The following is a 17,072-nucleotide window of genomic DNA, read 5'->3' as shown; positions in this document are numbered from 1 at the left end:
TACCCTCCTATTATTGTAACGACTTTAGTTCTTTAATAACGCTCATAAGTAAGTCAGTTGCCTCTTCAAGCTTTGCTACTGCGTCTTCTGCACTTTCTATTGGATCTGGTAGATCTTCATAATCTAATATTGAATCATCTTTTATAAGCCCTAAATCTAAATTATCATTCTTTTCTCTTATTTCTTCTCTAGTGAACTTATTCCATCTTTCATCTTCTACTTTCGCTCTATCTTCTGATGTATAAGCTTTTATAAATTCATCAAAATGAGATTCTTTTAATGAATTTCCCTTATTGAAGTTTTTCATATTTGTTCTTAAATCATAGAACCATACATCTTTTGTATTTCCTTTATCCTTAGTGCCTCTTGTAAAGAATAATACATTAGTCTTAACTCCTTGAGCATAGAAGATACCTGTTGGAAGTCTTAATATTGTATGCAGATTACATTTATCCATTAAATCCTCTCTTATTTTGCTTCCATCACCTTCTTGGAATAAAACATTATCAGGTAATACTACTGCTGCTCTTGCTTTTCCATCTGCTTTTAAACTTCTATATATATGTTGTAAGAAATTTAATTGCTTGTTTGATGTTATGAACGTTAAATCATCTCTATTTGCTCTTTCTCCACCTTTTTTAGTTCCAAATGGAGGATTTGAAAGCACTACATCTAGATTATTCATTTGCTTTCCTACATTAGTTAATGTATCTCCTAATATTATGTTTCCTTCTATATCATGAAGCATTGCATTCATAAGTGCTAACCTATGAGTTTCATGAACTAATTCACATCCTGAAAAAGCTTCTGTTCTTTGGAATTCTGCTAAGTCTGTATCTAAATCAAAGTAATTATCTGTCTTTTCTTTCATATAATGATCTGCTGCAATCATAAATCCAAACGTTCCTGCTGCTGGGTCATTACATTTTTCACCTGGCTTAGGATCAATTAATTTAACCATTATGTCAATTAAAACTCTTGGCGTAAAGTATTGTCCTGCTCCTGATTTCTTTTCAGATGCATTCTTTTCTAAAAGTCCTTCATATAGGTTTCCTAGTCCTTCTTCCTTTGCTGAATACCAGTCAAGTCCATCTATAGTTGTAATTATCTTTTCTAAGTTCTTTGGTTCATCAATATTAGTAGCTGAACCTTGGTATATTTGCTGTACTATTCCTGTACTTTCTTCACCTAAATGATTTAATAGCTCTTTATAGAAATTCTTAAGCTCTATACCACTTTTTATTTTTAGATCATCCCATTTATATCCTTCTGGCAATTTGATCTCTGCTCCTGTTTCCTTTGCCATCTTTAAAAACAAAATATAAGTTAATTCTGTTACATATTGATGATAAGTTATCCCATCATCTCTTAGTACATTACAAAGGTTCCAAAGTTTACTTACTATTTCTTGTGTATTCATTACTACGTTCTCCCGTCATTCTACTCTTTAGCTAAATATAAATTATTGTGCAATATATAAATAAGTATCTAAACTTTTATCTACAGCATTAGCTACTATATTTATAAAATCTTTTGCATCTCCTATTGTACTTGCCTTTTCTAAAGCTTTCATATATTCATCTCTGTCTTCATTCTTAATAACTGATATTGGATATCCATTTCTCATAAGAATTAAGTTCATAAGAAGTCTTGCACTTCTACCGTTCCCATCAATGAAAGGGTGAATATATACATACCTAAAGTGAAATTCTGCTGCTAATTCTATTGGATGAAACTTTTCTTTATTCTCTTTATACCATTTAATAAGCTCTTGCATTTTTTCAGCTACTAAAAGATGTTCCACCGGTCTATGCCTACTACCACTTATAAGAACATTTGTATCTCTATATTTTCCAGCGTTTTTGTTATTAATACTTTTTAATATTATATAATGTAAATCTTTAATAACTCTTTCAGATATGTCAATATCTTTACTTACAATATCATCAATATAATCTATAGCTTCCTTATGATTTATAACCTCTAAATGCTCTCTTAATGTTTTTCCTTTACCTATTGTAATTCCATCTTCTAAAATTACTTTTGTCTCAGTTACAGTTAAAGTATTTCCTTCTATGGCATTAGAATTATAAGTTAATTCCACATCAAAATATTTCTTTAAATTATGCAAAGCTTCCTTATTTAAAGGTCTTTTGCTATCTAAAATAGATTTTTTATTATCTATATTTGTAAACATACTTCACCTCCAATAATCTATACTATATTTTCAAACATATATGTTTTCACTTTATTTATTATTTCTTCTAGCTTACCACCAAATATTGTGTTAAGTCTAGTAAAACCTCCACCTTGCGCTTTAAAGCTTCCAGTATCAAATGTTTCTTTGTCTATTACTACTTCTTTTAACATTACCTTTTCTATTCTATTCATCCAATTTTCTTGTGGCTTTGTTAAGTAATACTCTCTCTTTATTCTAGATACAGCCCTTTTTACTCTTTCTTCATTTGATTCTAGTGGACTTCCTAAGGCTTGTTGCCTTATAAATGCAATAATATCTGCAACTATTTCTTCATGCCTTAAGTCTTTCCATGCAGTTTTTAAATATTCTTCACTAAAACCATTCTTATCTAGTATTGCTCTAAGTTGTCTTAATGATTCTCTTGTTAATTCTTGTGGTCTTGTACAAATAACCTCTAACGCAGGAATAAGATTTTTATTTTCATCTATATACTTTTGGAACTCTTCCAAATAATCTTCTGGTTTTTTACCTTTTCCATATCCTCTTGTATGTGATACAACCTTATCTTTTCTGTCCGTAACTATTATGATTTCTTCACTTTGAGATTTTTCATCTAGGTAATCTATTAATTTGTTATTATTAACAACTTGATAGACTGCCTGATCTATATGAGCTTCTTTAAGTTCCTTTATAAATTCCTCAGGAGTTTTATCATTACAAAGACTTTTAAAAATTAATTTTTCATCATCTTTTAATAATTTCTTCTTTCTTTGCAATTTAGCTATAACTTTCTTTATTGTTTCCTTCTTTTCCTCAATATCATCAGTTCTCTCTAATGTTTCTTTAAGAATTTTAAATGATGTATTTGCACTTGCTGCAACTGGCTTCATATTAGTAACATCTTTAAGTGCTTCATAAAGTCTTACGCAGTCAAATATCTCAAAGTGAGTTTTTTCTATTTCATCGCAAAGACGAGTTGCTCTACCTAGCATTTGCTCATAAAGTATTCTTGATTTTACCCTTCTTAAAAATACTATTTTATCAATCCTTGGTACGTCAATTCCTGTAGATAATAAATCAACAGTAACTGCAATATTAGGGTACTTCTCATTCTTAAATCTTTTTATTGCTAAATCTGAATCCTTTATTGCACCTGTTATCTTTAATATTGAATCATCATCTACTCCACCCATAGTTTCTGTATAAATTTTCTTTAATAATCTAACAATCATATCAGCATGAGCATCACTTGCTGCAAATATTAATGTTTTTCCTTCATCATTTTCAGGATCAATATGATTTGCTACTTCTTCTAATGCTGCTCTTGTATGTGATTCTACAATTACTTTCTTATTGAATTGATCTATTTCAAAATCTAAATCATCATCAATTTCAGCACCATTAATAAGTTCACCAGTATACTTATTATATTTAGCTACTGTATCCCCTTTCTTAAAGTGAACTCCATCTCTTGTAAGTTCTGTTTCAATAAGATGTGGTGGTTCATGGTCAACTAAGTAGCCATCTATAACTGCTTCTCTATAACTATAGTTATAAACTGTTTTTCCAAATATCATTGTAGTTTGAAGTGCTGGGGTCGCTGTAAGTGCTACTTTAAACGCATCAAAATACTCAATAACTTTCTTGTATTTACCTAAAAAGTCTCTATTATCTCTCCAATCAATTTCATTTTCACTCATTTCTTTGTCTAAAGTATATCCCCTATGAGCTTCATCTACTATAATACAATCATAATCACCAACAGATGGCACATTTACTTCTTCTTCATTGTACATAATTCTTTTAACCATAGCTTGTACCGTTGCAATATGGATCTTAGTTTCCTTATCAATAAGTTTGTCATCTAATCCATTAATATTATATATTTGATTTAATGTTTTTAAATCTTCTAACTTAACTTCCTTAAATGTATCTAAAGCTTGATCTCCAAGTGAAGTTCTATCAACTAGAAATAAAATTCTTCTATATCTATTAGTCTTAAGTAATCTATATATTAATCCTAAAACTGTTCTAGTTTTACCTGTTCCAGTTGCCATAGTTATCAATGCTGTTTTCTTACCATCAATGATAGCTTTTTCAACTGCCTTTATAGCCTCTACTTGATAATATCTTAATCCTACACTATCTGAACTTTGTAAAAATTCAAAACTTAACTCATCAAGTTTTTTATTAGCATCTTCTATATCTTCTTCAAGAATAGCTTCTAATTTTTCTGGTGAATACCATCCTTGAAGGACTTTAGTATTATTTCTAGGATTTCTGCAATCTACAAAATGAACACCGCTTTTGTCTTCAATCTCTTTAATATACTTTCTGCCATTTGCAGAAAATAAGAATGGGACTTTATATTCATTCCAAGTAGAAATAACATATTCTGTATCCTCTTCTTTAACTCCTTTAGCATAAGTTTTAGATTCAACCATAGTTCCACCAACGTCTTTGGAATATTTTTTAGCTTCAACAAATCCAACTAACTTTTTTCCGATAAATAAAGCATAGTCAACTTTTCCATTACCCTTTTCTTCAGAATATGTTGGCCATTCAGCAATAGCTAAATTTCTTCCTTTAGTAGGTCTTGTTCCTCTTGAATATCTAATATTAATTGTGTCTGCTTCCCAACCTGCACTTACAAGTTGATCATCAATTATTCTTCTTGTTTGAGCTTCACTATATTCAATCTTTCTACTAGCCTTTTTACCTTGTTTTTTACGTTCTTCTAACTCTTTTTTATCTTTTTCTTTAGCCTTTAATGCATTAAGTTCTGCTTCTAAGGCTTTTACCTTTTCATCATATTCTCTTGATATATCATTAATATTTTCACTAAAATCATTTTCTTTAGGTACTTTAAAAGATTCAGGTTCAAAATTCCACTCTCCATAAGTTTGCATAAACCACACTGCTAACTTAAATGTAATCTCTAATTGAATTTTAGCTTTTTCCACATCTTCATAACCACTATGAGCTGCACTATTCCTCTTAATTCTTAGCATATGAAGTATATTATCAATATCATCTGGAATCAAGTCTTCCTTTTTAAGTAACTTAATTCTATTGTTATGATTATTGTCATGAGCTATTAATGTTTCATCAACCTCTTCCATTGATACCATATACTTAACTATAATTTCACCAAACATACCGCATTTTATAAATGTAGTATTTGAATCTATATAAAGATTTCTCTCTGCTAATCTCCCCAAATTTCCTAGTATAGGCCACTTATCTTCTAAAAAAGCAAAATTATTCAAACCCATCTCCCCTTTAATTATCCATATTGTCACATTTTATGATAATATTATTATAAACTAAACTTATATTATTTTACAAATTGATTAATACTAAGCATCTAATTTAAAAATAGTTTTATTTATTTTAAATAACAAAAACACCAATACTACTTTAAGTATTGATGCTTTTAATAATTCTAATTGAACTCTTGTTAAATCTTGACTTTTATCTATTAATATATGGGTATATTTTTCAATAGGATATTTCTTAGCTTGAGCTAATGCAATCAAAGCCATATCTTGAAAATCTACTTTATTTATCTTCTTTAAATTTTTATCATATCTTAATAAGACTTCAAATATGGTATTTCGTTGCTTAGAATTTTTTCTAAGTTTTTGTGGCCCTTCATTATTAATTTTTCTAACTCTACCTATTCTATCAACAGATTGATATTCTTCAAGCTCCATATAATTGCAAGATTTTATCCACATAATTTCTTCTTTTATAAATTGAAAATACTTCTGATTAATAATTTTAATGTCCTGAAAACTCTTGCTAACAAAGTTTATTGCATCAATTAATTGATCTTGACATTCTTTTTGAAATGCAAGTTCTAAACTAACATTATTATGTTTTTTATATTGATTAAAATACTTAAACATTATTGAATCTATTGTTTTAATATATAACTTATTACTATTATCTTCATCAAATATATTAATCTGATCATTAATATCGTCTTTAACGTTATCATATATAAATGAAACATATTTTTGAAGTGATTTATTATAAGTTGCCATAAGAACTCTATCATCTTCAGAAGGACAATAGTGCCTTAATAGCAATGGCATTTTATTTACAGCAACAGTAGTTTTACCTGAACCTGCTACACCTTTTATTAAAGAATGTCCATTAGGTTTACTCTGAATTATTCTTTTCTGCTCTACATTAAGTTGCATTTCACCCTCCATTACATAATTTATCATATTTTATGCTTTTATAATAATTGTACTATATTATGTAATTATATGTAAAGTTTTGGAATATTATGAATAGAAATTATAATTTATATTTTATTAGAAATTAACTTTATTTATGATACAGTTCTCTTTAACTCCTCTAAGTTAGGTTATTATTCTTTATATTAAATTACACTTTATTGCATACCTTTTTGCACGTAATTTAAATGCATCTTCTCCTCCTTCCATAACACTACATATTTCTGTTCTAATATCATCATTTTCTATAGTTCCAAATTTATATATTTCTATTTTTTTACTATCTGAATTCATTGCTATAGTTAATTCAGAATCACCATTAACAGGAATATTTGCATTATGTGTCACTACAATTATCTGTCTTTTTTCCTTGCATTTTTTTAACATTTCAACCACTAATTCTGATATCAAATGATTATCTAGATCATCTTCTGGTTGATCTAAAATTAATGGAACCGTTCCATCAGACAAAATGAATGTTAATATAGCTGATGTTTTCTGTCCAGCCGAAGCATTCTCTAATTTTTTATAACTCTTAGAACCATTTAATTGGTACTCTACTTGAATATCATCTTCTGGCAAAAATAAGTTAAGAGCAGCCATTTGTTCATTATTTAAATCTTTAATTACATTTATAAATTTGCCATTAAAATTATTATTTGATTTATTTGTATATTTTATTTCTTCAAATTGTTTAACTAAATTATTTATTTTTTCTTTTACTTGCCCTTTAAAACATTGCTCTGATATTTGTTTTATCAACTCACTAAAACCTGTATTTTTTTGAATTATCTCTCTAAATCTAGAACTAAAATCTCCAATATCTTTAAATTGATTAATTTTTATCCTTATATTAGTATCACTTAACAATTGAGTAATATAATTCTTTCGTAATTGAGTAATTTCATTTCTAATCTTATAATAACTTTCTTTTATTTTTTCTAATTCTTGATACTCATCAGATAATTTTTTTTCTTCTTCTTCTAACTTATTAAGTTCCTTTTGTTTTTCTTCTTGTTCTTTTAAAAGCTTATTAATAGTATCAACATCTATACCTTTTTTTCTTAGCTCTTCTAAAGCTGCATCATACTCACTTTTACTTATTTCATATTTTTCATGCCACTTCGTCTTTATTATGCTATTACTATATTCTTCACTTGACTTTTTTAAGTATTCAATTTGTTTTTCAAAAGTCAATATAATAGTTGAAAATTCTTTGTTTTTCATATTAATTAAATTACCAAGTTCATCCTTATACTCATCTTGCATAAAATTAAGTTTAAAAGATTCTAACTTAAATTCTTCAACAAATTTTCTCAACTCTTTTTCTTTATTTTGCATTAATTCATAAATACTCAATAATGCTATTCTTTGTTTATTATATAGTTCATATGATTCTAACCTTTCTTTTATCCCACTCTTTTTATATGTATCTATTTTCTCTGATATATCATCTATAGAAAGCTTTATTCTTTGCTTGATTTTCAGCTTGTCTTCAGTGTCCTTAATCTTAATATATTGCCTTTTATAATCCGATATATATTGATTTAATTTATCTTTAGAATTATTTATAGTTGGTATTAAAGAATCTATCTTATTTCTCAATGAATTGGTATTCTTAGCTGATTCATATATTTGTTTTTGGTTATATATATCAATTTTAAATAAGTCTCCTACTTTTATGTCATTAATTTCTTCTAATGACCCATCCAACTCATTAATTTTATTTATTAGTATATCTGGATTAGTTTTATCATTAAAATTTTTGACAACAATTTTATATTTAATATTATTTTTAAATATCTCTAATTCAACTTCACTTGATTTCTTTAAAACACCATCTTTTATGCTATAAAAATTATTGAATTCTCTATAAATGTCTTCAAAGTCTACTATATTCTTTTGGGCAAATATGCCTGTCAATATTTTTACTATTGTGGATTTGCCACTTCCTCTTCCACCAATTATTGTTGTTAATTGAGGATTAAATTCAACTTCCAATGATTGTCCAATAGTATTAATGTCATTAATTTTAACTTTTTTAATCCATGTATCCGGTAATTTATTTATTTTATTGCATTGACTAAAGCAATTTTTTATCCTTATTTTAGGAAATATAAATGCTTGACGTAAACTATTCAGTGTTGGGTTTTCATCCATTTTTATATATGTATATGATCTGCCAATTCCCAATAATCCATGTTTTGAACTACCTTCACTTTCTGGATTATCTGAAAAAGTTACAATTCCTTTTTCCTTTTCTTTTACTAGTTGTATACACTTATTATAATTTTTAACATCATTTATTGTAATTTCTTTATCCGTTTCACATAACCTTTTATATAAATTCTCTATTTGTTTTTTATTAGGTGATTCCAATATTAATTCTTTGTTTATTCCTTGCACAACATCAATACCATCAGATAACAAAACTTCCTCTTGTATTTGATAAGATAATTTACATAATCCATTATAATCATCAACATGTGCAGGTATAACAATACCATTATGTTCTTTAGCTATTTCTAATATCTCTTTTGTTGTTTTACTGGAATGTGCATTTTTTGTCCCCAAATCATTCCTGTGTATTTTAGTTGCTAAAATAAAATCTTCAACCATTTGAGTTGTACAATTAATATCAAATAATATAATCAAATGTATTTTGGCTTCAGTACAAGTAAGTTCTACACCTGGAAATACAATAATATCTTCATCTTTAGCAGCTTCTTTAATTTTATCAATCCATTTAGCAGTATTATGATCAGTTATTGCAATACATTCTAAACCTTCTTCTTTTACTTTTTTTATAAATTCTGTAGCCGTAACAGATTTATCTCTAAAGCATGGACTTGCAGGCGTATGTAAATGCAAATCACACTTATACCATCTATTTCCCTTATAATCAATTTCCATATTTCAGTTCTCCTTTGCTCTAATATCTCTGTTTACTTCATTTTTAGTTATTTTATTGACTATAATCTATAAATTTAAATTCATACAATTTAAATTTATAAATGATTTTACAATATCATAATTTCCAATAGAAACAACTTTTTGTCCATATAAAGATCCTCACATACGATTCCATAACGGAAAATCTCCATTTGCTTTTCTATAAGCTTCTATTAAAATTCCTTCTACTTGTTTTATATGCTCATTTCCCTCCTCTCCTACATAATCTTCTCTTGAAAATTCATCACCTAACATTTTTCTATACTCTTTTTCATTTCTGTGTGTAATTGGTTGCGATAACGGTGATTGAACAAATATTGAATATCCGATTTTTTCTTTTTTATTAAAGTATTCATCAATTTGTTTTCTTTTACAATTATTATCATCTACAATATTTGTACCATTATGTTGCTTAAATCTATCATTAAGTTTTCTTTTATTGTTATTTTTCTATTTAATCGTCATATCTCTAGTTTTGTTGAATACTTAATAATTTTTCTTTATCAAAAAGCATTAACCAAAGAATGTTTGCAAGAGCTTTATCCAATTGAATACATATATTTCCGTATGTCCAATTTTCTATGCTATATTCAAACTCATCATACCAAAAGTTTTGCATAAAGGAATTACGATATTCTTCGAGCAATTGTTGAATGACCCTGAAATCACCATGTCCAATTTTATTTCTTAACTTTCTCATAATGGTTGAAAATAATTTTTTTTGTGAAGTATTAATTTTTATAGTGAGAAACTGTGGTAGTTTTCGCTCCATTTCACCAACTGTTCTTCCTTTTCCATTTGGATTAATAATCAACATTTCTATCAACGACATTACTTCAAAAATGTGATATGCACCATTACCATGCTCGTCATGAACTGCATTAATAATATAATCAAGTAACCAAAAATCTTCATCTATAGATAAAAATCCATCAATTAAGCCTCCTAAATATTGCAATGTCTCAATACAATTATTTGTATATGTATTAAGACAAATGTTTGACTTTGATATTGCTTCCAAATAATTAAGAATGAGAGGTTTTTCACTTAAATTATCCGAATCATAGGTTACGAATGGAATCTGCCCCTGTACAACCTTCTGTGCACTCTCCGAAGACTGTACTACACTACAAAATTTCAAAAATTTCCCTGTATACTGTAGCTCACAAGTAGGACTATCTAAATATTCATTATTCTTTTGTAACAATGAATTTTCAAAATCTATTACTTGTATTTCTATCAAGTGTTCTGCAATGGTTTGTTCAACAGATTTCCCTTCTTCTTGCCACCCAAGCCCTTTTGTAATTTGAGGCAGATTATATCGTCCTTCCATCCTTTTTATATCAAACCCATCTTTTAAATATTTCTTCATATTATGCTTATGGATTAAAATTTCTTCATCAAAATCATCACAAAACCCCCTAATCCAATCTGAATCAGGATTGCAAATACCGACTCCTAATTTTTTAGAAATTATTATTGGCCGAATTTTTCCATATATATTAACTAAAACCAAACTTATCCCTTCTTTTCATAACCTCTTTATGCATAAATGTTATATAAATTTTCTCTTATCATACCTCCGAGACAAATAATTACTTGTCTAAAGATTATACGAATAATCTTTACTTGGCAGTTATTTACATTGACTACACTTTTTAAATAAAATCTTTATATACTTTAACTTCTTGTTATTATCCTAATGAATTAAAACGCAACTTGTCCAATTATATTGATAATGCAAAACTCAGTTACTAAAATATCATTTCTTAAATTTGTCTAAATGCTCTGAATAATTCATCAACATTTTGAAAACGCTTGTTTTTATCTACATTCAAACCTCTCTCAACAAATTCTTTTAATTTAAGATCATTAACCTTATCCGTATTTGTTCTTCCTGTCATCACAAAAAATAATAATCTTGTCAAAGCATATGTTTCATGCAAAATATTGTATTGTCCAAACCCATCTACTACTAAGCTTGGATCATTAAAATACCCTTTAAATTCTGTATTAACATTAGTTAAATTGCTATCTGGAATTCTTACTAATCCAAAATCAGCAATTTTCACTACCAAAACATCATCATACTGCTTAATAAGAATATTTTTAGGACTTATATCTCGATGTAATAATTCCTTTAAATGTATATAAGAAAAAGCTTTTAATATTTGGAACCCTAAATTTTTTCGCTGTGAAGTATTTAATTTTGTATTATTTTTTTGAATGTAGTCATCCAGTGAAAAATCCATGTACTCCATAACATATTCATTAGTTGCATCATTATAGCAAAATACTTCAACTATGTATGGTGAATTTAGGATATTCATTTGCTCAAACTCACGCTTAAATCTAATAATTTCCTTATCATCTAAATCTTTTTTTGCACGTTTTAATGCAAATTTTTTTTTATAATATTCATCCTTATATTTAAATACATGTGCATATGATCCTTTTCCGATTAAATTTAATTCAAATGTTTTATTAGATTCCATATTCTTAATATTAATAGTGTTTTGTTGAACAAAAATAGGAATAGTATAATACAATTCCACCTTATCCATCCCTGGTGGTATAGCGCTTCCACCACTTCCACTTAAAAATTTATTACACTTTTCTATTATTTTTTGATAATATTTATCAAACTCAAATGCAAATTCAGTATTTTTTAATGCTCGTTGTAAACCTTCTGCTATTTCAATAGCTTCTATTAGTTGACGACTTGGTTCGGCCCAAAAATGAGCACCATATTCGCTCTCTGTTGGTAACCTACTGTTCATAGATTTGAACAACTCCAGAAATCTTGAATGCAAAGTAGAAAAAATAACTTTAAGTTTTGAATGATTAATCCTGTCATATAAGTCTAAATATTCTTGATTTATATTGCCACCTAAATTTCTATATTGAGATTCAATATAATTTTCTATATTCATTTTTAATACATCACCTCTTTTAATATTAGTCATAAAACTCAATTTGTAATTGCTTACATTTTATTTCAAAGCTTATATTCATAATGGATAGATGGAATAAGATTTTTTATTACACCTTTGAATTATTTATGATATATTTCACTGTATTAATTTTGAGTGCAAACTACATCATATTAATCACTATTTCATTTTTACTACAATATTTTTTAATGCTAAAGCGAGTCACGAGAGTTTAACTCACACTATAGTTATATAAGGATTAATAGTTTTCAAATCCCACGAGTCATTATCTGTCTTTACAAAATAGAGACCTTGAATTTTCGAAAGTATTGATAACTTATGATTCAATTTTTCCTTTATTTTAATTCTTATTTTATAATCATATGAGCATAAATATATTCTTTCTTCAAAGTCTTTTGCATATAAAACATCATATTTGCCACAATGCTCATATGAAATTTTAAGTGTCATTTTAGTTAATGAAATGTGTGTTCTTTGTTTATTATCTTCAACCAGTAATTGTAACCATTTATATGCTTGTTGAGAGCATTGTTCCTGTCCATCATCGAACATATGCTTAAAATCCAATAGCTTCCCCTTAACAGACATTATCGACATATCATCAATATCAATTAATTTAGATAGCTCTTGTGCGCTTTCTCTTGACCGAATTCCAGATAGGTATGTCATTGTGCTCTCAATATCTGCTACTCCAATTTCGGAAAACAAAGAAATATCTTCTAAAATCTTTGATTCCTCTTTCTTTCCCATAATTTTCATCTTTTTAGCTACTGCATTTATAATCCATGGAAAATTAAAACCATAGTATTTATTACATACGTCTACTGCTTTATCATTAATCTTACTGATATCTTCAATCGATATTCCACCATACCATTGACTACGAATCGGATATTTCATTGCTATTTCAATTAATTCATCATCTTTTGACATATTAATCCCTGCTACAAACATATCTAGTTGTTTAATCAACTCCATCATATCACTAAATAATTGCTGCGATGTTAAGTATTTATTCATGCTATCATTTAATTCTCCAATGTGAGAATCTATGTATATACTTGCATTAAGCGGAATACTAGAACATGCTATTGCTTTCCATTTACTATAATCCCCAGCTAATTTAACAACCCCTTTATTCCTTGCTTTTAGAACATCAATAATTTGCTTCTGCGTGAAATCTAATGAACTCTCAGCTTGAATATACGCAAGTGAGCCCCGAAATACATCATCTATCCATGTTGTACACTCCTCCAAGGAATTTATTCCTTGCTTAATGTCCATTGAAATTAATGTATCGTCCAATAAATCCAATAATCTATTTGAACTCTCAAAGAAATTTTTACCCTCTTCTGTTTCTTTCAAATCACTGTTTTCAGCTAATAATTCTAAAAATATTTCATACTTTATATTACACATTTGTGATATTTTGTATAGAGCCCTTAGCAATAAAAATATTCCACTCCGAGCCTGTTCAACATTTTCCTTCTTAAAATATGTATTCATATACTTAAATTGATTTTGTACTGAATAATTATTTTTTGTTCTATCAATAGCATATAATATTTTTCCCTCCGTATCAGTAAAGGCTCGTCCAGCACGTCCGGCTATATTCCAAAAGTCTTTCACCTTTACCACGTTATCCTGATCAAGATACACATTTGATATAATCACAGTTGAAACACCAATATTGACGCCTTGTCCTAATGTAGATGTTGCAATTATTACCTTTGGTGTGCCATTAATCATTAAGCGTTCTATGCTTTGCCTTACATCCGTTGGAAGCTTAGAACTATGGCATATGATGCCTTGCTTAATAAAGCTTAATATTTCTGAATTTTCACCATAAGCCTCTTCACATGCCAATTCTACATATTTTAAATCATTTGAGTTATCCCAACTATGCTCTATTTTCTGTTCTTTAAATAACTTTGAAACTATTCTTGCCTGTGAAAATACCATAGTTGAACGTCCAACATAAATTAGAACTGAACCCATTAGCAACATCTTTACTGCAGTAGCACCAACAGCCTCCTTTTTGTCCTCTGGAAAATATTTGGCTTTATATATCCTACCTGTTTTAGTTTTTCTTGAAGGTTTTATTATTTCAGCTTCTATAAAATTGTTATTAAATGATACTGGCTCTCCAGGCCATTTTAAATCTACTGAATTATTATTAAAATCTAATACTCCAAATCTTTGTTCGGATGGTCTCCAAGAGGATTTTACAGCATCACTAGTATTTCCACTTATCCATTTTGCAAATTCTGATAAATTAGGTAAAACGGCCGAAAGCATTACTAATTTGCCGCCATTCTTTTTCAGACAAATTTTCAATTCTTCGACTAACAACTCACTGGTAATATATCTTGGTTCCCCACCAACTAAATGACCTTCGTCAACTATTACAAGTTTTATCCGTTCTATCATTTCATCGTTTGAACGTAAAATAGACTTAATTTTTTCTGGTGTGGCAATTATAACATTAGCTTTTTTAATAGATTCCCTGTCTAATTGTGTAGCTTGGGAATTACCATATAAATGGGATACCCCAAATCCAATTACACTTAATATACCTGATAATCCATTCTCAACCTCTGTTGCCAGCGAACGGAAGGGTGCTATATAAACACATAGTGAATCTGGATTTTCAAATAAAGTTTTAACAATTGTGATTTCTGCGATTTTGGTTTTTCCTGAACTAGTTGGTATACCAATAATAAATCCGACATCATTGTCTGCAATTTTACCAATACATTCCTTCTGAGATTTAAACAATTCTACAATCGGTGGTTCCTTAAAAATATTTGCATAAATGTAATCCTTACATTTATTATCTTCTGGTATAATCGGCGGTAGTATATTCCAAAGAGATGCTTCTTTATATTCTCCAAATACCAGCTTCAATAATCGAAATATCCACCACAAATGCGGTTCCTCATTAATATCTGTTAAATCAATTAAATCAATCAAAATGTTTTTAGCATTCTCTAATGATTCATTTCTTCCATTATATATATATTGAAGCATTTGTATTAATGCATCTGAGAGTATTTTTGAATAAATCTTGTCATGTTTTATATCATTCCAATCATCATTTGTTCTAATATCAAACTGTACATTCCTTATCGTCTCTTCTAGTTTCCCAAAATTACGTGTTAAAAATGCTTTAACCATTCTTGCAACTGGAGTCTTACAGGTATACTCTTGCATTACAATAAAAGACTTTGAATATTGTGACGCACTATAATACGTAAGTGCACAAACCAAACAAAAATATTCTTTATACTTTTTATTACATTTTTTATATGCAAAAAGATGCTCCAATACACCTCCAGCTCTTTCCATACACAAATCAGATTTTTCCTTTTCATCATTTAATAAAAATGTCAACCCGAACTCAATATAACCAAACGCTAAATGGGTACATTTCTTATCCAATCCTTCTGTATATCTAGGAAAATTTTCTTCAGGTTCATTTGCATTGTATAAAATATATCTTGATTTCGCTTGTGCAATATAATTCTGTATTACAGAATCCTTTTCATACTTTTCAAAATATTTGTTTGCAGTTTCAATTTTCATGTTTATTCACATCCACTAAAAGTTCTTCAGCTTTTTTAAAGGCTTCATTCATAAAATCAACTGGATTTTCAATTCCCAATGATAAAAAAATAAATTCATTATTGCATGAATTTATGTTATTTTCAACATATCTGCAGACTGATTTTGTTGAAATCAAAAAACCAACATTTTTAATGTCTATATCTGTTTTTCCTATTTTGTATTGTATATCAAATATTTCCTCTGCTAATTTACTATCCCCTTGTTCTAATAACCTATCAGCAATAAAACCAAGTGAAAGTGGCAGCACCATAGAATCACCCATAAGTTCTGATGCATCTTCTACAGCTTTTTTATTTGGTGTTGCACGAAATTTACTTTCACCTAATATAATTTTCTGTTTATCCACCAGCAAAACATCGTCGCCCTTCATTGATTGATCTACATTAGGATTATAATGTAATTTGTATACAAGAACTTTTATACCAGTTGTTTTACTTAAATATTCTGACAACACAACTTCTCCAAAGTTACCTTTCTTGGTCTTATCTGTTCTAGGCAATATATGTAATGATTCAGCATATTTCTGAAATTCATATTTTCTCAATATATTCTGTTTTCTCTCAATCATTACTCGTTTTGAATCTGAAAGGTGATACTTAATCAACCACGCTGCAATTGTTTCAATTGCTTTATCGCGATATTTATCTTTTCCATCTAAATGACGGTACCGTTTCTTATCATCACATTCATAATCAACACAATCTGTCCACAAATGAAACAAATCATCATTAGGATGTTTTCCTATCATTGTATCTTGTACAGTCATTATATATATTTCTCCCTTCACTCATCTTATATTGGTTTCACTATTAATAAACTATTTTCCAACTAAATTCTCTTACTATTATCTTTATTGTTTATTCATCACTGTATCTTTTCATACAGCTGTTAATTGTTTATATATACTCTGTAAATAATCTAAACACCATTCTATATTTTTTATTCTATTAATATATCAACTTCCCATTATAGACATTATCAACATACTAAAACAAAAACAATTATTCCAATTAGCTAAATTTATCTATGCTTATTATACTACAATATTCATACTTATTTTACTTATTTATCTATATAATTATTTTATTTCCT

10 protein-coding genes are annotated in these 17,072 nt (G+C 28.1%); all 10 read right to left on the bottom strand.

Annotation, left to right across the window (positions count from 1 at the left end; genetic code table 11):
- Positions 1 to 10: 10 nt before the first annotated feature.
- Positions 11 to 1,420 carry a class I SAM-dependent DNA methyltransferase gene (locus NG901_RS13535; RefSeq protein WP_252215597.1) on the bottom strand — a complete coding sequence of 470 codons (1,410 nt, stop codon included), beginning with the start codon at positions 1,418 to 1,420 and terminating at the stop codon, positions 11 to 13.
- Positions 1,421 to 1,462: 42 nt separating this feature from the next.
- Positions 1,463 to 2,197 (bottom strand): Fic family protein, encoded by a 735-nt coding sequence (locus tag NG901_RS13530; protein WP_252215595.1) that lies wholly within the window; start codon positions 2,195 to 2,197, stop codon positions 1,463 to 1,465.
- Between the two features lie 17 nt (positions 2,198 to 2,214).
- Positions 2,215 to 5,469: a type I restriction-modification system endonuclease gene (hsdR, locus tag NG901_RS13525; RefSeq protein WP_252215593.1), complete on the bottom strand. Its 3,255-nt coding sequence runs from the start codon at positions 5,467 to 5,469 to the stop codon at positions 2,215 to 2,217.
- A gap of 90 nt (positions 5,470 to 5,559) precedes the next feature.
- On the bottom strand, positions 5,560 to 6,435 hold the full coding sequence (locus NG901_RS13520) for a UvrD-helicase domain-containing protein (RefSeq protein ID WP_252215590.1): 876 nt from the start codon (positions 6,433 to 6,435) through the stop codon (positions 5,560 to 5,562).
- 153 nt (positions 6,436 to 6,588) lie between these two features.
- Positions 6,589 to 9,360, bottom strand: coding sequence for a TrlF family AAA-like ATPase (locus NG901_RS13515; RefSeq protein WP_252215588.1), 2,772 nt, complete (start codon positions 9,358 to 9,360; stop codon positions 6,589 to 6,591).
- Positions 9,361 to 9,519: 159 nt separating this feature from the next.
- Positions 9,520 to 9,654, bottom strand: coding sequence for a hypothetical protein (locus NG901_RS17200; RefSeq protein ID WP_286675207.1), 135 nt, complete (start codon positions 9,652 to 9,654; stop codon positions 9,520 to 9,522).
- Positions 9,655 to 9,868: 214 nt separating this feature from the next.
- Positions 9,869 to 10,915 carry a hypothetical protein gene (locus NG901_RS13510; protein WP_252215586.1) on the bottom strand — a complete coding sequence of 349 codons (1,047 nt, stop codon included), beginning with the start codon at positions 10,913 to 10,915 and terminating at the stop codon, positions 9,869 to 9,871.
- 253 nt (positions 10,916 to 11,168) lie between these two features.
- Entirely contained in the window at positions 11,169 to 12,332 is a 1,164-nt protein-coding gene (locus tag NG901_RS13505; RefSeq protein ID WP_252215584.1) for a protein kinase family protein, read from the bottom strand.
- 237 nt (positions 12,333 to 12,569) lie between these two features.
- On the bottom strand, positions 12,570 to 15,938 hold the full coding sequence (locus NG901_RS13500) for a DEAD/DEAH box helicase (protein ID WP_252215582.1): 3,369 nt from the start codon (positions 15,936 to 15,938) through the stop codon (positions 12,570 to 12,572).
- Positions 15,928 to 16,746 carry a Hachiman antiphage defense system protein HamA gene (locus NG901_RS13495; RefSeq protein ID WP_252215581.1) on the bottom strand — a complete coding sequence of 273 codons (819 nt, stop codon included), beginning with the start codon at positions 16,744 to 16,746 and terminating at the stop codon, positions 15,928 to 15,930. Before NG901_RS13495 ends, NG901_RS13500 begins: the two co-directional genes overlap by 11 nt.
- Between the last annotated feature and the right edge of the window lie 326 nt (positions 16,747 to 17,072).

The organism is Clostridium sp. CMCC3677 (assembly GCF_023845585.1).
Classification (GTDB): Bacteria; Bacillota; Clostridia; order Clostridiales; family Clostridiaceae; genus Clostridium; species Clostridium aquiflavi.
The sequence above is the reverse complement of the archived record's forward strand: the minus strand, read 5'-3'. Positions and strand labels throughout refer to the sequence as shown.

Coding starts and splice junctions, on each gene's coding strand:
- NG901_RS13535 (WP_252215597.1), bottom strand. CDS start 1,420: ATGAATACACAAGAAATAGTAAGTAAACTTTGGAACCTTTGTAATGTA.
- NG901_RS13530 (WP_252215595.1), bottom strand. CDS start 2,197: ATGTTTACAAATATAGATAATAAAAAATCTATTTTAGATAGCAAAAGA.
- NG901_RS13520 (WP_252215590.1), bottom strand. CDS start 6,435: ATGATAAATTATGTAATGGAGGGTGAAATGCAACTTAATGTAGAGCAG.
- NG901_RS13515 (WP_252215588.1), bottom strand. CDS start 9,360: ATGGAAATTGATTATAAGGGAAATAGATGGTATAAGTGTGATTTGCAT.
- NG901_RS17200 (WP_286675207.1), bottom strand. CDS start 9,654: ATGTTAGGTGATGAATTTTCAAGAGAAGATTATGTAGGAGAGGAGGGA.
- NG901_RS13505 (WP_252215584.1), bottom strand. CDS start 12,332: ATGAATATAGAAAATTATATTGAATCTCAATATAGAAATTTAGGTGGC.
- NG901_RS13500 (WP_252215582.1), bottom strand. CDS start 15,938: ATGAAAATTGAAACTGCAAACAAATATTTTGAAAAGTATGAAAAGGAT.
- NG901_RS13495 (WP_252215581.1), bottom strand. CDS start 16,746: ATGACTGTACAAGATACAATGATAGGAAAACATCCTAATGATGATTTG.